Here is an 18241-nt window from a genome sequence, read left to right as displayed (position 1 = left end):
GGGTGGTATAAGGGAGGTTATGCCAAAATTCCTCCTGCATGGTCTCTGGTTGTCGGAGTCCGGCCTCAACCTGTGGGTTGAGCAGGTGGAAGGCCACAAGATCGTCGTGCCTTCGCAGGTCCCTCCCGGCACCTTCCCGCCGGCCATCGAGGCACTGCTTGACGACGCCCACTTCCGCCACCGCGCCCGCGTGCGCCTGCAGACCCCGCGCGGCCGCCAGGTGGAGCTGCGCGTGCCCACCGCGGCCTACGCCCCGGAGGAGGCGGTGGCGGTGCTGGCGGGGATGGAGTTTCTGGACGGGCGCTCCCCGGCGGCGTCGACAGCCCAGCGCGAGGCGATCGCCCCCGACCTGTACTGGCTGATCCGCGCCTACGCGGGGCTGACGCGCTTCGTGCGCGCCGGGCGGGTGAGCATCCACGTTCCCTACCGCGACGGCCTGTGGTACGCGGAGTGGCAGCTGGGCACCGGGGTGGAGGAGCGCGGCTGGCTCGCCGAGATGATTGCGGCGGCACCGGGGGTGCTCACGGTGAACAACCCGGCCCTGAGCGAGAACGTGGCCCAGACGCTGACGCACTGGGTCGCCACCGCGCACCTGCGGGGCGTGCAGGAGGATACCCGCCCGTACCCGTGGCACGACTTCGTCCACTCGCTGCTCCACGCCGCCCCGCTGCGGCGCGGGGGCGGGCAGCTCTCGCAGCGCGTCAGCGAGTGGAACGGCTCGATCACGGCGGTGAACCTGCAGCTGGTGTTCATCGTGGAGCAGCCCGCCGAGCTCGAGGAGGACGGGGCGCCGGAGGGGGCGGTGCAGTGGCCGGTGCGCGTCCAGGTCCGCGCCGGCACCGACGCGCCGCGCCCCATCAGGTTGAGCGACTACGACGCCCAGACCGCCCAGACCCTGCGGCGCGACTTCGGCCGCGCCTCCGAGGTTGTCGAGCTGATCGACCCCGCCCGCCACCCGCGCCAACCGTGGACCCCGCTGAGCGACCACGAGGGGGAGTGGGACATCTACCTGAGCACCGAGGAGATCGTCCGCTTTGTCACCGCCGACGCGCTCAAGCTGCGCGCCCGCAACTTCGCCGTCATGCTGCCGCGCGCCTGGTCGGAGGCGGAGACCACCGCGCGGCTGCACATCACGCGCGAGGACAACCCGCACGACGCCGCCACCACGACCGCGTTCGGCTTCGACACCCTGGTCAGCTACGACTGGCGGATGTCCGTCGGCGGCGTCGAGCTGAGCGAGGAGGAGATGAACCAGCTCGTGCGCTCCAAGTCCGGCCTGGTCAAGCTGCGCGGCGAGTGGGTGCTCGCCGACGGCAGGGCGCTGGCCAAGACGAAGCGCTACATGTCCAAGCTGGCCGAGGGCCCGCTGGGCGGGGAGACCTCCGGCGCGGTCACCGCCGGCGAGCTGCGCGAGCTCGCCCTCGAATCCGCGGGCGACGCCCCGGTCGAGTTCACCGGCTCGCCCTGGTTCACCTCGCTCGTCGGCGGGACCGACCGGCCCGCGCCTGAGCGCGTGGACATCCCCGACACCGTGCACGCGGAGCTGCGCGAGTACCAGCGCCGCGGCGTGGACTGGCTCTACTTCATGTCGCGCAACAACCTGGGCGCCGTCCTCGCCGACGACATGGGCCTGGGCAAGACGCTGCAGCTGCTCGGCCTGCTTGCCGTCGAGCACGCGGAGGGCCGCGCGCAGGGGCCGACGCTCGTCGTCGCCCCGACCTCGGTGGTGGGCAACTGGGCGCGCGAGGCCGCCCGCTTCGTCCCCGGCCTGCGGGTGGCGGTGCACCACGGCTCGGAGCGGCTCAAGGGCGACGAGCTCGTCGGGGCGGTCGGGGAGACGGACGTGCTCATCACCTCCTACGGGGTCGTGGGCAGGGACGCCGCCGAACTGGCGCGGATCCGTTGGGATCACGTGGTGCTCGACGAGGCGCAGGCGATCAAGAATGCGGGTACTCGGGCGTCGAAAAGCGTGCGGGCGCTGCCGTCCCGCCACCGCATCGCGCTGACGGGAACCCCGATCGAAAACAAGCTCAGCGAGCTGCGCAACATCCTCGACTTCTGCAACCCCGGCATGCTCGGCTCGCAGACCTTCTTCCGCAACCACTTCTCCAAGGCCATCGAGACCCGCCGCGACGAAGACCTCGCCGACGAGATGAGCGAGCGGCTGCAGCGGCTCACGGCCCCCTTCATCCTCCGCCGGCTGAAGACGGACCCCGCCATCATCGACGATCTGCCCGAAAAGCAGGAGAGCATCGTCGCCGTCGACATGACCGCCGAGCAGGCGGCGCTGTACAAGGCGCTTGTCGACGACATGCAAGCCGAGCTGGAAAAACGCGAGGGCATGGCGCGCAAGGGCCTCGTTTTGGCGTCGATCACGCGCATCAAGCAGATCTGCAACCACCCGGCGCACTTCCTCGGCGACGGCTCCGCCGTGACCGTGAAGGGCAAGCACCGCTCCGGGAAGGTGGAGATGCTCATGGAGCTGCTCGGCGAGGCCGTGGCCTCCGACCAGCGGGTGCTCATCTTCACCCAGTACAAGGCCTTCGGCGACATCCTCCAGCCCTACCTCTCCGCCCGCCTCGGCGAGCCGGTGCCCTTCCTCCACGGCGGGGTGGGCAAGTCCGCCCGCGACGCGATGGTGGAGCGCTTCCAGGCCCCGGACGGCCCGCGCGCGATGCTGCTGTCGCTCAAGGCGGGCGGCACGGGGCTGAACCTCACCGCCGCGAGCGTGGTCATCCACATGGACCGCTGGTGGAACCCGGCGGTGGAGAACCAGGCCACCGACCGCGCCTTCCGCATCGGGCAGGACAAGAACGTGTCGGTGTACAAGATGATCACCCGTGGCACGATGGAGGAGTCGATCCAGGACGTGCTGGACGGAAAGATGCACCTCGCCGGCGCCGTCGTGGGCGAGGGCGAGGGCTGGATCACGGAGCTGGGCGCCGAGGACCTCGCCCAGCTGATGAGCTACAGGGGGCAGAGCTAATGGAGCAGCGGCCGAGCGAGGACAACGTCATCTACGCCAACTTCGGCGCGCGCCGGCGCGTGGCCGGGCCCGCGGAGACGGGGGAGACGCCCGCGCCGCCGCCCGGCTTGTCGACGCCCGCCCAGCGCCTCCTCCTCGCCGCCCTGCGCGGCACCGACTCCGCACGCGCCAAGCGCGGCGAGCGCTACGCGAAGGAGGGCAACGTCCTGGAGGTCACCGCGCGCTCGGGCGGCTTCGACGGGGTGGTGGCCGGCAGCCAGAACGAGCCCTTCACCGTCTCCATCCAGCTGCCGCGCCGCGACGCCGAGGACGTGCAGCGCGCCCTCGAGCTCATGGCGCGCTCCTCCGGCGCGGTGGAGCGGGCGCGGCGCGGCGAGTTCGACGAGGAGGTGCTCTCCCTGCTGCTCGCCCCGGAGGACGGGGGGATCCGCTTCTACTGCACGTGCCCGGACAACGCCCGCACCGCGGTGTGCAAGCACGCGGTGGCGGTGGCGCACAAGGCCGCCGAGCAGATCGACGCGGACGCGGCCGTGCTGTTCTCCCTGCGCAACCTGAGCCTGCCGATGATCGAGCAGGGCGTGCGCAACCAGGCGGCGGCCGTCGCGCGGGAGAACTCCGCCGAGGGCTCGGAGTTCTTCTGGTCGGGGCGTGCGCTGCCGGAGCTGCCCCGCCCGAAGCTCGCGCCGATGGTTGACGACTCCGACCTCGACCTTCTGCACCGCGCGATGCAGACGGTGTCGTTCACCAACATCGACCAGATGCGCGCCGTCGCCGACATCGAGGACCTCTACGACGAGCTCACCCGCTCCTGAGCCGCGCTTTTTGACGCCCCACAGCCGTGTCCGGGCCCCGTGCTAAACATGGTTCTGTGACTTCCGTGACGTTCATCCACACCTCCGACCTGCAGCTGGGCATGACGCGCGCCTTCCTCCCGCCCGAGGCGCAGTCGCGCTTTGACGACGCCAGGCTCGCCGCCGTCACCCGCCTGGGCGAGCTGGCCCGCGAGCGCGGCGCCGAGTTCATCGTCGTCGCCGGGGATGTCTTCGAGCACAACGCGCTGGAGAAGCAGACCCGGGGCCGCGCCCTCGAGACCCTCAAGGCGCTGCCCGTGCCGGTCTACCTGCTGCCCGGCAACCACGACCCGCTGGTGGCGGATTCGATGTTCGCCCGCACGCGCGAGCTGGACAACGTGCGGGTGCTCGATTCCTCGGAGGTCGTCGAGGTGCGCCCGGGCGTGGAGATCGTGGGCGCGCCCCTGAAGGCCAAGCACGCCACGGAGGACCTCGTGGCCAGGGCGCTGCGCCCCCTCGGGCCGACGGACGCGGTGCGCATCGCCGTCGGGCACGGGCAGGTGCAGTCGCGCGCCGCGGAGACCGCGCCCGACACGATCGACCTGGCGGGGGTGGAAGCGAAGCTCGCCGACGGCACCATCGACTACCTGGCGCTCGGCGACACCCACTCCACCGCCTCCCTGGGCGGGACCGGCCGGGTGTGGTTCTCCGGCTCGCCCGAGACCACGGACTTCCACGACCACACCCCGGGGGTCACCGGCAACGAGACGGACTCCGGCAACGCCTTGGTGGTCACTGTGGGCAAGGGCCGCGCCGACGTGGAGAAGGTGCCCGTCGGGTCGTGGACCTTCGACGCGCTGCACTGGGAGGTCGCCGGCCCGGAGGACGTCGAGGAGCTGCTTGCCCAGCTCGCCGCGTACCCGGACAAGGCCCGTACCGTGGTGAAGTACTCTCTGGCGGGAACGCTCGGGCTGGAGGCAACGCAGCGCCTTGAGCAGGGCATCGGCGAGCTCGAGCCGGTCTTCGCGGCGCTCTACGAGCGCACACGGCTGATGGACCTGCACCTCGAACCGGGGGAGGAGGAGCTCTCCCGCCTGCCCCTGGCCGGCTTCGCCGGCTCCGCGATGGCGGAGCTGGCCGAGCTCGCCGCGGCCCCCGGCGGCGGCACCGCCCGCGACGCCGTCAACCTGCTCTTCCGCCTGGCAAAGGAGGACTAGATCATGCGGATCCACGACCTGATCATCGACAACGTCCGCGCCATCGAGCACCTCGAGCTGCGCGACCTGCCCGCCACGGGCGTCATCCTCATCCACGGCGAGAACGAGGCAGGCAAGTCCACCATCCTGGACGCCATCGACGCCGTGCTCCACTTCAAGCACACGGCCGGTGGAAAGGACGTGCGCGTCCTCGAACCCGTCGGGCGCGATGCCGGCCCCGAGGTAACCCTGACCGCGACGGTCGGGCCGTACACCTTCACCATTCACAAGCGCTTCAAGCGGCGGAAACTCTCCGAGCTGAGCATCTCCGCCCCGCGCCGCGAGCAGTACACCGGCCGGGAGGCCGACGACAAGCTGGAGGCGATCCTGGGCGAGCACCTCGACCGCGACCTCGCCGCCACCCTCTTCCTGCGCCAGGGGGCGGCCGAGCCCGGCATCGCCGCCGCGGGGATCCCCTCGGTGACGCGCGCGCTGGACGCCGGGGCGCAGGACGCGCCCTCAGGCAGCGAGGACACCGAGCTCATGGAGCGCATCCGCGAGGAGTACGCGCGCTACTACACCGCCCAGGGCAAGAAGAAGGCCAGCTTCACCGCCCTGGAGAACGCCACCGAGGCCGCCCGCGCCGTCTCTCAGGGCAAGCGCGAGGAGCTGCAGCGGCTCTCGGGCGCGGTCGACGAGGTCGAGACCCGCACCGCCGAGATCGCCGAGATCGACGCCGAGCTGCCCCAGGCGCAGGAGGAGCACTCCCGCCGCGAGCAGGAGGCCGCCGCCGCGCGCGAGGTGCAGGCCGCCGCCGACGCCGCCCGGGAGGCAACGCAGCGCGCCGCCGTCGACCTCGAGCGCGCCGAGGCCGACCTCGCCGCCCGCGCGGCCGCGCGCGAGCGCCTCGAGGGGCTGCGCGCCGAGGCGGGCGAGCTCGCCGCGCTGCTCGAGCCGGCCGCGGAAAAGGCCCGCGAGGAGCGCGAGGCGGTTGCTTCCCTTACGGGGGAACGCGACGCCGCGCGGGAGGCTCTCCACGTCGCGCGCGAGAACGCCAAGGCGGCCCGCGTCGGGCTCGAGGCCGCACGGCGCAGGAGCAGGTTCGCCGAGCTCGAGGAGCTGAGCGGAACGCTCGACGCCGCTGACGCTGAGCTGGCCCGCCTGCTCGAGGCCCTGCCGGAGCGCCCCGTCACCGACGACGACGTGCGCCGCATCGAGGAAAGCGCCAACGAGGTCGCGCTCCAGCGCAAGCTTGCCGACGCCACCTCCGCCAAACTCGACATCACCCCCGACACCGCCACCACCATCACCGTCGACGGCGACACCCGCGCACTCGACGGGACCACCTCCGTCACCGTCGCGGAGGGCACCGAGCTGCGTCTCGGGGCCTTTGACGTGGTCTACCGCGCGGGCGCGGGCGCATCCGACGGAGCCGGCGCGCTGGAGGACGCAGAGCGCGACCTCGCCGAAGCGCTCGCCGCGGCCGGCTGCGACAGCGCGGAGGAGGCCCGCGCCCGCCGCGACGAGCACGCGCGCCTTGCCGCCGACGCGGACGCCGCCCGCGCCCGCCGCGCGGAACTGACGCAGGGGCGCGACGCTCAGGAGATGCGCGCCGAGCTGGCCAGGCTGCGCGACGCGGTGGATCCCGCGGACTCGTCCGCGCCGGGGGTGGGGGAGGCCGAGGCCGCCTCCGCCGCGGCGGAGCGTGCCGTGGACGAGGCGACGGAGGACGCCGAGCGCGCCGACGCCGCCCTGCGCCCCTGGGAGGAGCGCAAGGCCGGGACCGAGCTGAGCGTCCTCGAGGCGAGGAAGGGGGCCAAGGACTCCGAGGTCGCCGCGGCGTCCCGCGAGCTCGAGTCCGCCGAGGCCACGACACCCCTGGCGGCCCTCGAGGCGGCCCGCGAAAAGGCAGCAGGTGTCCTGGAACGCCTCGCGGCCGACTGCGATGCGCTCGCCGCCGAGGTCGCCGCGGCCAACCCCGCCCTCGCGGCCGACCTGCTCGACGGGGCCGCCGCGCGTCTGGACAACCTGCGGCAGCGGCGCACCCAGGCGGAAAACCGCGTCCTCGAGCTGGGCGGACGCATTGAGATGGCCACGGGCATCGCCGAGCAGGCGGACCGGGCAGAGGCGTCGCTCGAGGCCGCCGAGCACGAGCTCGCCCGCACCACCCGCCGTGCAGAGGCAGCCAAGCTGCTGTGGGAAACCATGAACGCCCACCGCGACGCCGCGCGCGCCCGCTACGCGGAACCCTTCGCCCGGGCGCTGAACCGCTACGCGGCGGTCGTCTTCGGCCCCGACGTCGAGTTCACCCTCGGCGACGACCTGCAGGTGCAGGCGCGAACCGTCGGCGGCACCACCGTCGCCCTCGACCAGCTCTCCGGCGGGGCAAAGGAGCAGCTGGCCATCCTCACCCGCTTCGCCATCGCCGAGCTCGCCGGCCGCGGCGGGGAGGGGGAGGTGCCCGTGCCCGTCATGGTCGACGATGCCCTCGGCGCCACCGACCCCGAGCGCCTCGTCCTGATGAACTCGCTGTTCACCAATGTCGCGCGCGACGCCCAGGTCTTCGTGCTCACGTGCTTCCCGAAGCGCTTCGATCGGGTGGTGGCGGCGCGGAGGGCGTCGATAAGCGAGCTGAAGGGGTGATCGCCGCGGGCGCTCTGAATATATTTCGTTGTTGATGTGTACCGTAGTAACGTTCGTGCCATGACCACCTCAACTCCGCGCTGGCTCAACGACGATGAACAGGCACTGTGGCGGGCCCTGCTCGCCGCGCAGCGGAAGGTGAACCGCGCGATCGACGAGACCCTGCAGTTCGGTTCGGACCTGTCGGCCCCCGAGTTCGCGGTGCTGGTCTCACTCAGCGAGGCGGAGGACCACAAGACGCGGCTGCGCGACCTCTGCGCCAGCCTGAACTGGGATCGTTCCCGCACCTCCCACCAGGTCTCGCGCATGGAGCGACGCGGCCTGGTGAGCAAGTGCAAGAGCCCGGGCGATGCGCGCGGCGTGCTCGTCTGCCTCACCGAGGAGGGAATGTCCCGGCTCGAGCAGGCCGCGCCCGAGCACGTCGAGAGCGTCCGCCGCCTCATCTTCGACCACCTCGACCCGGCCGACGTGCCGGCGCTGACCCGCTTTCTGCAGGGCATCGAGGACGTCGACAACGTGCCTGGCGCCGCGGGCTTCGGCGCCCCGGCACGGCGTCTCACCCCGGGGTCGTAGGCCGGAAATCTCAGGGTTTAAATCAGGGTCATCCCCGTTGACGCGGGCGGGCCTTCCCGGTTGGATGGGACGTGAAAGCACACCACCAACCGCAGAAAGGACTCCGTCATGACCTCCCCCTACGCGAACCAGCCGAAGCGTCTCACCCGTTCGCTCACCGACCGCTGGATCGCCGGCGTGTGCGGCGGCATCGCCCAGCGCTTCAACCTCGACCCCGCGATCGTGCGCCTCGGCTTCGTCGCCCTCTCGCTCGCCGGAGCCTTCCCCGGCATCCTCGCCTACATCATCGCCTGGATCATCATGCCGGAAGGCGTCTAAGTAAGAAACCGTTTCCTTGGGGCGGTGGCCCTCTCCGCTGATCGCGGGGAGGGCCGCTTTGTGTATGGGCGCTTGAGCGGCCTCCTTGGGCGGCTGTGTAGGGCGGTTGCGCTGGACGGCTGTGCTGGACGACCACATTGAAAACCGGGCCGGAAAACGCAGGTGGGCTATGGCCCCTGGGGTGGCGAATGCAATGCGGTCGTCCGGAGCAGAGCGCGGGATGGGGGGCCGGGCTCGCTATTGTGGGCGGCTGCCTGGGGCGGCTGCACTGGACGACCGCATTGAAAACCGGGACGGAAAGCGCAGGTGGGGCGTGACCCCTGGGGTGGCGAATGCGATGCGGTCGTCCGGCGCCGGGCACGCGATGGGCGGGCCAGGGCGCGGGAAGACGACACATCCGGGAAGAGGTTGCGGGCGTTCGCCTCCCGGCAGCCGTGCCAAAAACATGCCAAACCCCCTGGGTATAAGCGGTGGCAACTACCCGGTCCCGGCCTACTGCCTCGAGCTCGGAAACAACTCATGACATGCGAAAACCCCTCCAACCAAGAGGGGCTGGAGGGGCGGGGCTTTCACGAAACCTCCTGACCAGTTGTAGCGGGTTCGTGGCTACACCCCGGTTACACCGGGTTCCGACTCCGGTTACACAACAGAAGTCAATTATATGACGTGAGCAGGAGCGCTCCTTAGAGCGGGAGGTCAGGAAATTCCGCTTCCGCCTCTTCCTACCTCTCGGCAAGCTCCACGCTCCACCGTGAACGCTCGACAAGCTCGTCAAAGGTGAGCACCTCCGGTGACTTGCGGTTCGAGCGGAAACTTTCAAAGCTACGGAACTTCGAGCCAATTCGGTTGCCTTGGGCGCGGCACACAAATCGCACATGGGCCGATCATCAGAAACGAGCGTGGTTCAACCAAGTATGCACCGTCGCCAGTGTTGTCTCCCTCGTTGTCCCTCTCGGCAATCCATCCGGCAAGGCTCTCCTTGGCGGCGCGAACCGTCGTCGAACCCCGAGGTGTCCCCGCTGCAAACGGGAATCGAGTCGAGGCTGCGGATGAGGTAGATAAGTTTGTTCGAGCCTTCCCGGTTCAAGATGATGAGGCCATCGAGTTTTGTTCCGTTCGGATCATTGCTTGGGGCCTGAAAACCGATCTCCCGAACTATGCCAGGCTCGTGCGCAACTTGAATCTCGAGCTGGCGACGCTGTTTTCGCAACTTTGCCGGAATCTCTGCCATCTCTGCTCCTTCCACTGTCTCTTGAGCAGCACACACAGCTGCACCGCTACCCGGAACTTGACTAGTTCAGTGCTCGCTGTATAGTTCAGTGCATGCTGACTATTGCTTCGCGTCTCGACGTGATGAACCGCCTGGGTCGTGCACTGGCCGACCCCACTCGATCCCGGATCATCTTGACCCTGCTCGACCATCCCGCTTACCCGGCGGAACTATCCCGAGATCTGGACCTGACACGCCCGAATGTGTCCAACCACCTGGCATGCCTGCGCGATTGCGGGATCGTCGTCTCCGAGCCCGAGGGTCGTCGGACACGATACGAGATTGCCGATCCGCACTTGGCGCAGGCGCTGACGACACTGGTCGATGCCACCCTGGCAGTAGACGAAGACGCCCCGTGCATGGATCCCGCCTGCTCGCTTCCCGGATGCAACGTAGCTGGGGTGGGCGCATGATCCTCACCACGGTCTTGCAGGCGATAGGCCTGTTCGCAGCTACCAACATCGACGACATCATCGTGCTCTCCCTCTTCTTCGCGCGAGGGGCAGGCCAGAGCGGCACCACCGCCCGTATTTTGGCCGGCCAGTACCTCGGATTTGCCGGCATCCTCGTCGCCGCGATCCTTGTGACCATCGGCGCCGGAGCATTTCTGCCCCCGGCAGCCATTCCATACTTTGGTCTCATCCCGCTGGGCATCGGCCTCTGGGCCGCATGGCAGGCCTGGCGCGGAGACGATGACGACGATGACGACGAGGCCAAGGTTGCCGGCAAGAAGGTCGGCGTTTGGACAGTCGCAGGCGTCACGTTTGCCAATGGCGGCGACAACATCGGTGTCTACACCCCTGTATTCCTCAGCGTGGAACCTCTCGCAGTAGTCGCCTACTGCGTTATCTTCCTCGCGCTCGTTGCGGTCCTGGTGGCCCTGGCAAAGTTCGTCGCCACCCGCCCCCCGATCGCGGAAGTGCTCGAACGCTGGGAGGACATCCTCTTTCCCATCGTTCTCATCGGCCTCGGCATCGTGATCCTCGTCAGTGGCGGAGCCTTCGGGCTCTGACGGAGCAGCAGTGTTCCAAACGGCCCCGACCGGGCGCACCCCTCTCGGTTCAGACCCCAACAACTACCCGCAGCCAGTCCTGCGTGATCACAGCAACAAGACCGCTATGAAGCGCTGCAAAAACCGCGCCACCAGATGAGTACGGAAACTCTTCCGTGGCTCGGTCCGCGCTCATAAACAATCCGCGCTATAACCCGAGCAGGAACGGCGTTCAGACAAAGAGAAATGACCCCTCCGAACGAACGGAGCGGGTCATTTTTGTGTTCGCGGCCGTTTTCCTTCGGCCGGCACGGGGTTTCGTGAAAAGATCATTTCGGCGGCGGAGGTCTCGGTTTTCACCAGCGCCTGGACCGCCTCGGGGTTTTGCTTGTAGAGGCGTTGCAGTTCACTCTGGTCGCCGACGATGTGTGCGAAAACGTCGTCGTCGAACCTGAAGGTTTTCTCTCCGGTAACGGGAATCGAGTCGAGGCTGCGGATGAGGTCGATAAGTTTGTTCGAGCCCTCCCGGTTCAAGATGACGAGGTCATCGAGTTTTGTATCGTTCGGGTCTTTCCTTCGCGCCTGAATTCGGATCTCCCGAACCACGCCAGGTTCGCGTACGACCTGGACTTTGAGCTGTCGGCGCCTATATTCCATGTTCGCCGGAAAATCTGTCACTTCCACCGTCTCCTGACCGGTAAGACCCTGCTCCGGAGTGTTCGTCTTCTCAAAAACCTTGCAGACGTATCGCGAGGGCGCGTCCTTGTCGCGGCCAGCAAAGTTTTTGAAGCTGCGTGACAAATACGTTCTGAAGCGTCCTGGTTTTCGTTCCGCTTATCGAACGCCCAACGGGTGGGCGTGTGATTGTTGATAGTAGGCGTCTTCCATCTCTTGTGGAGTGATGTATCCCAATGACTCGTGCAGGCGATGGTTATTCCACCAGTACACCCAGCGAAGGGTCGCGATNTCCGCTTATCGAACGCCCAACGGGTGGGCGTGTGATTGTTGATAGTAGGCGTCTTCCATCTCTTGTGGAGTGATGTATCCCAATGACTCGTGCAGGCGATGGTTATTCCACCAGTACACCCAGCGAAGGGTCGCGATCTCGACTTCCCCAACCGACGCCCACGGCCGGTGGGGATAGATCAGCTCGGTCTTGTATAGACCGTTGACCGTTTCTGCCAACGCGTTGTCGTAGGAATCGCCGACGGTGCCAACGGACGGATCAATCCCAGCTTGAGCAAGCGCCTCACTGTAACGAATGGACACGTACTGCGAGCCGCGATCGCTGTGATGGACAAGTCCTTCAGCACGGAGATCACCTGCGTGATAAAGAGCATGCTCAAAAGCCTCAAGGGGCAGTTCATCGGTGCGCATGCTCGCCCTGGTGGCAACCCCGACAATCTTGCGGGAGTACGCATCGGTGATGAACGCGGTGTACGCAAACCCCGACAGGGTACGCACGTAGGTGATGTCAGCGACCCACAGCCGGTGCGGTGCTGACGCGGTGAAGTCACGATTGACCAGATCAGGACGACAATCCGGGACATCAGCCCGAAGCGTTGTGATCGGAGTGCGGCCCCTTCTGCGGCCTTGGATGCCGGCGAGTTTCATCAACCGTGCCGTCTGATCATGACCGATGTCCCAGCCGGCGCGCTGCATGGCCTTCCACATCTTGCGTACCCCGTACACGCTGAAGTTGTCCTCGAAGACTTTCACCAATTCGGGGATAAGCAGCGCGTCTGACAAGCTCCTGGCCGACGGGGCTCGTGTTTTCGCTGCTCGGTAGCCACGAGAGGTGATAAACCCACATTCTGTCTGCCTTAACGTGCGACAGATGGCCTCGACCCCGAAGCGATCGCGATACGTGTCGATGTATTCGATCATCTTCTGGTGGGACGGTCGAGTTCCGCTGCGAAAAAAGCTGAAGCGGTCTTCAAGATCTCGTTTGCCCTGCGCAGCTCTTTGTTCTCTTGCCGCAGACGCTTCAGTTCGTCGTCGACCGACTCGCCAGTGCTCCGCTGAACGTCGGGGGACGCTTTGACAGGTTTCAACCAGTTGTTGAGCGTGTGCGCCGAGACGCCGAGCTTCTCGCCGATCTCCTCCGCCGCCGCCCACTTCGAGCACCCCTCAAGCTCAACGAGCTCCTCGGCTAACCGCACCGCCTTGTCCTTGAACTCGTCACTGAACTTCCTAGGCATGGTCCAATCCTCCTCTAGAAACGATCGGAACTAAACCCAGGACACTTCAGCGCTTCCCGAAGAAGCCCACGCCTCCCGCGACCCCTCCTGACGGTCGAAAGACTCGCGGTCGCGACGAGACCGGCACCGACGCTTTCCCCAACGCGCCACCGCTTGTGGCATAAACCGACCAAGGCCACCGGCTGGTCCTCAGAACAACGAGGACGAAGCCCGTGGCCTAGAGGTCGTGGGCGAGTGCCGAAATTCGGCCCAAAACGGCGTTCAGGCAAAGAAAAATGACCCCTCCGAACGAACGGAGCGGGTCATTTTTCTGTTCGCGGCCAATTACCTTCGGCCGGAGCGGGGTTTCGTGAAAAGATTGGAACAGTTTCGTGAAACCCCCGGGGCCGACCGTGTCCCCGACAGGATTCGAACCTGCGACCTTCGGTACCGGAAACCGATGCTCTAATCCACTGAGCTACGAAGACATCCGAAGCGCATCGCTGCGCAACGAATTACAACACTAGCACCCCGCCCAGGCGGGGTGAAAACCAGTTGCGAAAACCGGACGCGGTTACTGGTCGAGCGCCTCGAAGTAGCCCGGGGCGTCGGTGGTGTGCACCTCGCCGGAGCGCAGGTAGTCCACCACGATGCGGTCGACGACCTTGTTGCCCAGACCGACGTGGCCGTGGCCGGGGCCGTGGACGGTGACCAGCTGGGAGCTCATGGCGTTGGCGATGGTGCCGCGGCCGGAGTAGACCGTTTGCGGGTCGTTGGTGGCGTTGATCTGCAGCGGGCGCGTGGCGAGCCCGGCCCCGCTCAGCGGGGCCTTCCCGGTGACGGGGGCGGCTCCGGAGCAGTAGGCCCCGGAGCCGATGCCGGCGCTGGGGATGGTGAACAGGTCGCCGGTAACGAAGGTGGACCAGATCGCGCTGGGGATCAGTCCGTGGTCGGCGGCGGTGATGTTCTCGTTGCACATCTGGACGGCCTGCAGGTTCATGAGCGCAATGCCGGAGCCCTGGAGCTCCTCGATGACTGCGGGGGAGGGCTCCTCCGAGGCGGGGGCCTCGTAGGTGCCGTTGGTCATGCGGGCCAGGGTGTCCCAGTTCATGGCTTGGGGCAGCATGAGGCGGGTGCGGTTGAACAGGGGGGGGATGATCTGGTTGGCCCCGGGGGGGAGGAAGCGGGAGACAACGCCCTCGGCTTCGACGCGCGCCTTGCCGGTGGCGGTCATCGCGTCGGCTCCGGCCTGGCCGGCGAAGGCGAGCCCGGGCGGGAGGTCGCCGACCTGGGCGGGCGGCGGGGTCACGGTCGGGTTGGTGCCGGTCTCGGCAACCACGCGGTTGGACCAGTACTGGTAGGCCTGCAGCGGGGTCTCGCCCATGCCGTAGGTGGCGTTGTTGGCGGCCACCCAGGCGAAGTACTCGTTGAGGACGGCCTCGTAGCCGCCCTGCTGGTCGCGCATGAGCTGCTGCCACTGGGCGTCGGGGTCCATGGCGGAGTCGAGCACGACGCGGTCGGTGGTGGCGGGGAAGAGGCTGGCGTAAGTGGCACCGAGGTAGGTGCCGTAGGACAGGCCCATGATGGAAATCTTGTCGTAGCCGAGGGCGCGGCGGGCGGCGTCCCAGTCGCGGGCGTTGTTCTCCGTGGTGATGGTCTCCGGGTAGCCGGGGCGGGATCCCTGGCAGGAGGAGCGGCTCACGGCGCCGGAGTTGACGAAGGAGTCTAGCTGGTACTTGGCGGCCGAGGAGGCGTCGGCAAGCTCGGGGGCGTTGCACTCGAGCGGGGTGGAGTGGAGCAGGCCGCGGGGCTGGACGATGACGCGGTCCCACTCGTTGGTGATCTCCTCGGGCCATTCGAAGCCGGCGTCGGGGTTGCCGAAGTACGTGTAGGCGTCGCCGCCGGGGCCGCCGGGGTTGCCGAAGAGCACGCCGCGGCCCGCGGCGGGGTTGCCGGCGGGGATGCGCATGACGCCGACGGAAATCGTCGGGCCTGCGGGGTCGTCGTAGCGCATCGGGGTGACAAAGCTGCCGCACTCCGCCCCGGGCTGGGTCACCGTCGGCGGGCACGCCTCCCAGCGGATCTGCGGGTCGGCATCCGCGGAGGCGGAGGGGGCGGTGAGGGCGCCCGCCGTCAGGGCGAGGGCCGCCCCGAGGGACAACGGCAGGGCTTTTGCTGGGAATTTCGCTGGCAACGTGCCGGACCTTTCCAGGGTTGTGTCATTGTTTTCCAGGCTCAGTGTTCCATACTTTCCTTGCGCGCGATGGAAAGCGTGGCACGGGAAACAATGACAGCAGCTGGGCCGGTCCCCTCCTCGAGGGTGACCGGCCCAGCTGTGTGTCCGGCTACGGTGCCACGAGCATGACAACCAGGTCGCGGGGGCCGTGGACCCCCTCGACGCGGACGAGCTCGATGTCGGAGGTGGCCGAGGGCCCGGAGATCATCGTAGACGGCTTCGAGGGGTCGATGCGCGCGATCATCTCGGGCACGCCGTAAACCACGGTGTCGTCGCGCACGATGACCACGTGGCGGTCGGGCACGAGGCTGAGCGCCCGGCGCCCGCAGACCTCGTCGGCCTCCAGGGTGATCGTGCCCGTCTGCGCGGAGGTGACGTGGGAGTCGGTGACCACCGCGTCGGCGGTGCCCAGCGAGCGCGGGTCGGAGGCGGGGTCGTCGGGGCGGGCCTCGCCGTCGAAGGAGGAGAACAGGGCGTCGGGAAGCCCGGGGGCGTAGACGACGCTGCGGCAGCCACGCCCGTGAAGCACCTCTGCGAGGTCGCCGGCGAGCGCGGACTCGGTGGTCTCGACCACGTCGGCCTTGTAGTCGAGGAGGCGGTCGACAAGCAGCGCGCGCAGCTCGCCGGGGCCGACGGGGGAGTCGACGCGGTAGCCGCGCGCCACCTCCACGTGCGCGGGGGCCTCGGACAGGGCGAGGGCGTCGCGCACGCGAGAGAGGATTTCCTGCTTCGCGGAGTCGTTTCGTGTGCGGGGCATCTACTTTTCCTCCCGGGCGGTGCGGTGGGCGTCGTCAAGCAATGTGCGGGCCTCTGCGGAGTCCCACCACGAGCGGAAGGACTTCTTCGGGGGCACCGCCACGTCGCGGTAGTCCGTCCAGCCGGACATGGGGGCGGGCAGCGTGGTGATCTGGCCGGAGAAGCCGCCGAGCACGCGGCCGAGCGCAACCGCCCGCACAGCCTTGTCCCACAGCGCGGGGTGGCCCCAGAACAGGCTGATCGCGCCGAACGCGCGCGCCTCAAGGAACGGGGTGTGCTCCTCGACCTTGCGGTGGCGCAGCTCCAGCAGGATATCCGTGATGGGGATCTTCACGGGGCAGACCTCGTCGCAGCGGCCGCACAGCGAGGAGGCGTAGGGCAGGGAGGCGTTCGGGTCGTCCGCCGCGTCCATGCCGGTGAGCTGCGGGGTGAGGATCGCCCCAATCGGCCCCGGGTACGTGGAGCCGTAGGAGTGCCCGCCCGCGCGCTCGTAGACGGGGCAGACGTTGAGGCACGCCGAGCAGCGGATGCACTTGAGCGCCTCGCGCCCGATCTGGTCGGCCAGCGCGGCGGTGCGGCCGTTGTCCAGCAGCACGATGTGGAAGTTGCGCGGGCCGTCTCCCTCGGTCACCCCCGACCACAGGGAGGTGTACGGGTTCATCCGCTCGCCCGTGGAGGAACGGGGCAACAGCTGCAGAAACACCCCGAGGTCCTCGAAGGTGGGCAGCAGCTTCTCGACGCCCATCACGCTGATCAGGGTCTCGGGCATGGTCAGGCACATGCGCCCGTTGCCCTCGGACTCGACGATGGAGACGGTGCCGGTCTCCGCGATGCCGAAGTTGGCGCCGGAGATGGCCACCTTGGCCTTCATGAACTGCTCGCGCAGGAAGGTGCGCGCCGCCTCGGCCAGCTCGGCGGGCTCCGCCGTCAGCGAGTCGTCGGTGTTCGGCATTTTCTCCACGAAGATGTCGCGGATCTCGGCGCGGTTGCGGTGGATGGCGGGCACGAGGATGTGGGAGGGGAAGTCCTCGCCGAGCTGGACGATGAGCTCCGCGAGGTCTGTCTCCTGGGCGTGGATGCCGGCCTTTTCCAGCTCCTCGTTCAGCGCGATCTCATGGGTGGCCATCGACTTGATCTTGACCACCTCGGTCTCGCCGGTGTCCTCGATCAGCTCGCGGATGATGTCGTTGGCCTCGCGGGAGTCGCGGGCCCAGTGCACGTGCCCGCCGCGGGCGGTGACGGCGGCCTCGAACTGCTCGAGCAGCTCGGGCAGGCGGGCCAGCACGTCGCGCTTGATGGTGGAGCCGGCCTCGCGCAGCTCGGCCCAGTCGTCGACCTCGTCGACGACGTTCTGGCGCTTCACGCGGATCGAGGTGGTGGCGTAGTTGAGGTTGCGGCGCTTGGTGGCGTCGTCAAGCTCGATGTGGGCCCTCTTCTGGAACTTCATCGACCCGCGCAGGTGGTTCGGGCCCGCCGCGCGCGGCGGCATCGTGGGGGTGCCGAGCGAGACTTTCACAGCATTGCCTCCCTGGAGTAGGCCGCCGAGGTGGGCGTCCACGGGTGCTCCTTCGTGGACGCGAGGATCTCGGCGATGTGCAGCGCGCGCACGCCGAGGTGCTGGCGGCTCATGGCGCCGGCGATGTTCATCAGGCAGGAGGAGTCGCCGGCGGTGACGTACTCGGCCTGGGTGTCCTTGATGTGGCGTGCCTTGTCGGCCACCATCGCGGCGGAGACCTCGGACATCTTCAGGGCGAAGGTGCCGCCGAAGCCGCAGCACTCCTCGCGCTGGGGAAGCTCCACGAGCTCGAGCCCCTCGACGTTGCGCAGCAGCTGGTAGGGACGCTCCCCGACGCCGAGGATACGCTTGGAGTGGCAGGATTCGTGGTATGTGACGCGGTGGGGGAAGAACGCGCCGAGCTCCGTGGTGCCGGCGACGTCCGTGATGAACTCGGTGAGCTCGTAGGTCTTCTTCGCGGTCGCCGCGGCGGCCTCAGCCAGCCCCTTCGTGCCGTAGCGCTCGGCGAGCCGGGGGTGCTGGTGGCGCACCGCGCCGGCGCAGGAGCCGGAGGGGGCGACAACGTAGTCGATGGAGGGGTCGGAGAAGGCGTCGACGTAGGCCTCGACGATGGGCACGGCCTGGCGCTGGTAACCGGTGTTGACGTGCATCTGGCCGCAGCAGGTCTGGCCCTCGGGGAAAACCACCTCGTAGCCGAGGCGGGCCAGCACGAGGGCGGAGGCCTTGTGTGCGTCGGGGAAGAGAGCGTCGCCGATACAAGTAGAAAACAGTGCTACTCGCATGTT

The 18241-nt window shown here is 68.1% G+C and carries 14 protein-coding genes, 1 tRNA gene and 1 pseudogene; 8 read left to right on the top strand and 8 right to left on the bottom strand.

Features of this window, described 5'->3' with window-relative positions:
- The first annotated feature begins 19 nt into the window (after positions 1-19).
- The 8 genes from DYZ02_RS02490 (at position 20) to DYZ02_RS02450 (ending at position 10789) form a co-directional block, all read left to right on the top strand.
- The gene (locus tag DYZ02_RS02490; RefSeq protein ID WP_115684848.1) at positions 20-2986 is read left to right on the top strand and encodes a DEAD/DEAH box helicase; all 2967 of its coding nucleotides are present in this window, start codon (positions 20-22) and stop codon (positions 2984-2986) included.
- Positions 2986-3798 (top strand): hypothetical protein, encoded by an 813-nt coding sequence (locus DYZ02_RS02485; protein WP_115684847.1) that lies wholly within the window; start codon positions 2986-2988, stop codon positions 3796-3798. Before DYZ02_RS02490 ends, DYZ02_RS02485 begins: the two co-directional genes overlap by 1 nt.
- A 56-nt stretch (positions 3799-3854) precedes the next feature.
- Positions 3855-4994: a metallophosphoesterase family protein gene (locus DYZ02_RS02480; protein ID WP_115684846.1), complete on the top strand. Its 1140-nt coding sequence runs from the start codon at positions 3855-3857 to the stop codon at positions 4992-4994.
- A 3-nt stretch (positions 4995-4997) separates the two neighbouring features.
- The gene (locus DYZ02_RS02475) at positions 4998-7616 is read left to right on the top strand and encodes an AAA family ATPase (protein WP_115684845.1); all 2619 of its coding nucleotides are present in this window, start codon (positions 4998-5000) and stop codon (positions 7614-7616) included.
- Between the two features lie 60 nt (positions 7617-7676).
- Complete coding sequence (locus tag DYZ02_RS02470; protein ID WP_115684844.1) at positions 7677-8189, top strand: MarR family winged helix-turn-helix transcriptional regulator; 513 nt, start codon at positions 7677-7679, stop codon at positions 8187-8189.
- A 108-nt stretch (positions 8190-8297) separates the two neighbouring features.
- Entirely contained in the window at positions 8298-8507 is a 210-nt protein-coding gene (locus DYZ02_RS02465; protein ID WP_115684843.1) for a PspC domain-containing protein, read from the top strand.
- A gap of 1323 nt (positions 8508-9830) precedes the next feature.
- A complete protein-coding gene (gene cmtR / locus DYZ02_RS02455; protein ID WP_115684841.1) occupies positions 9831-10190 on the top strand; it encodes a Cd(II)/Pb(II)-sensing metalloregulatory transcriptional regulator CmtR in 360 nt (119 codons plus the stop codon).
- The gene (locus tag DYZ02_RS02450; protein ID WP_115684840.1) at positions 10187-10789 is read left to right on the top strand and encodes a cadmium resistance transporter; all 603 of its coding nucleotides are present in this window, start codon (positions 10187-10189) and stop codon (positions 10787-10789) included. The genes cmtR and DYZ02_RS02450 overlap by 4 nt, the downstream gene beginning before the upstream one ends.
- A gap of 252 nt (positions 10790-11041) precedes the next feature.
- On the opposite strand, the gene DYZ02_RS11200 is transcribed toward DYZ02_RS02450, so the two are convergent.
- The 8 genes and pseudogenes from DYZ02_RS11200 to DYZ02_RS02410 form a co-directional block, all read right to left on the bottom strand.
- Positions 11042-11569 carry a hypothetical protein gene (locus DYZ02_RS11200; protein ID WP_147291468.1) on the bottom strand — a complete coding sequence of 176 codons (528 nt, stop codon included), beginning with the start codon at positions 11567-11569 and terminating at the stop codon, positions 11042-11044.
- Positions 11570-11740: 171 nt separating this feature from the next.
- Positions 11741-12826 carry an IS3 family transposase gene (locus DYZ02_RS02440; protein ID WP_245945824.1) on the bottom strand — a complete coding sequence of 362 codons (1086 nt, stop codon included), beginning with the start codon at positions 12824-12826 and terminating at the stop codon, positions 11741-11743.
- Positions 12775-12969: pseudogene (locus DYZ02_RS11495) on the bottom strand (transposase); the annotation flags it as partial. The gene DYZ02_RS02440 and the pseudogene DYZ02_RS11495, both read right to left, overlap by 52 nt.
- 393 nt (positions 12970-13362) lie before the next feature.
- A tRNA-Arg gene (locus DYZ02_RS02430) sits at positions 13363-13436 on the bottom strand.
- An 86-nt stretch (positions 13437-13522) separates the two neighbouring features.
- Positions 13523-15142, bottom strand: coding sequence for an alpha/beta fold hydrolase (locus DYZ02_RS02425; protein WP_245945549.1), 1620 nt, complete (start codon positions 15140-15142; stop codon positions 13523-13525).
- Positions 15143-15293: 151 nt separating this feature from the next.
- Positions 15294-15941 (bottom strand): LutC/YkgG family protein, encoded by a 648-nt coding sequence (locus DYZ02_RS02420; RefSeq protein WP_115684838.1) that lies wholly within the window; start codon positions 15939-15941, stop codon positions 15294-15296.
- Complete coding sequence (locus tag DYZ02_RS02415) at positions 15942-17456, bottom strand: LutB/LldF family L-lactate oxidation iron-sulfur protein (protein ID WP_115684837.1); 1515 nt, start codon at positions 17454-17456, stop codon at positions 15942-15944. It abuts the gene before it with no gap.
- Positions 17453-18238: a (Fe-S)-binding protein gene (locus DYZ02_RS02410; protein WP_115684836.1), complete on the bottom strand. Its 786-nt coding sequence runs from the start codon at positions 18236-18238 to the stop codon at positions 17453-17455. Before DYZ02_RS02410 ends, DYZ02_RS02415 begins: the two co-directional genes overlap by 4 nt.
- Positions 18239-18241: the final 3 nt, after the last annotated feature.

The organism is Corynebacterium senegalense (assembly GCF_900411315.1).
Taxonomy (GTDB): Bacteria; Actinomycetota; Actinomycetes; order Mycobacteriales; family Mycobacteriaceae; genus Corynebacterium; species Corynebacterium senegalense.
The sequence above is the reverse complement of the archived record's forward strand: the minus strand, read 5'-3'. Positions and strand labels throughout refer to the sequence as shown.

Coding starts and splice junctions, on each gene's coding strand:
- DYZ02_RS02490 (WP_115684848.1), top strand. CDS start 20: ATGCCAAAATTCCTCCTGCATGGTCTCTGGTTGTCGGAGTCCGGCCTC.
- DYZ02_RS02485 (WP_115684847.1), top strand. CDS start 2,986: ATGGAGCAGCGGCCGAGCGAGGACAACGTCATCTACGCCAACTTCGGC.
- DYZ02_RS02475 (WP_115684845.1), top strand. CDS start 4,998: ATGCGGATCCACGACCTGATCATCGACAACGTCCGCGCCATCGAGCAC.
- DYZ02_RS02470 (WP_115684844.1), top strand. CDS start 7,677: ATGACCACCTCAACTCCGCGCTGGCTCAACGACGATGAACAGGCACTG.
- DYZ02_RS02465 (WP_115684843.1), top strand. CDS start 8,298: ATGACCTCCCCCTACGCGAACCAGCCGAAGCGTCTCACCCGTTCGCTC.
- cmtR (WP_115684841.1), top strand. CDS start 9,831: ATGCTGACTATTGCTTCGCGTCTCGACGTGATGAACCGCCTGGGTCGT.
- DYZ02_RS02450 (WP_115684840.1), top strand. CDS start 10,187: ATGATCCTCACCACGGTCTTGCAGGCGATAGGCCTGTTCGCAGCTACC.
- DYZ02_RS02420 (WP_115684838.1), bottom strand. CDS start 15,941: ATGCCCCGCACACGAAACGACTCCGCGAAGCAGGAAATCCTCTCTCGC.
- DYZ02_RS02410 (WP_115684836.1), bottom strand. CDS start 18,238: ATGCGAGTAGCACTGTTTTCTACTTGTATCGGCGACGCTCTCTTCCCC.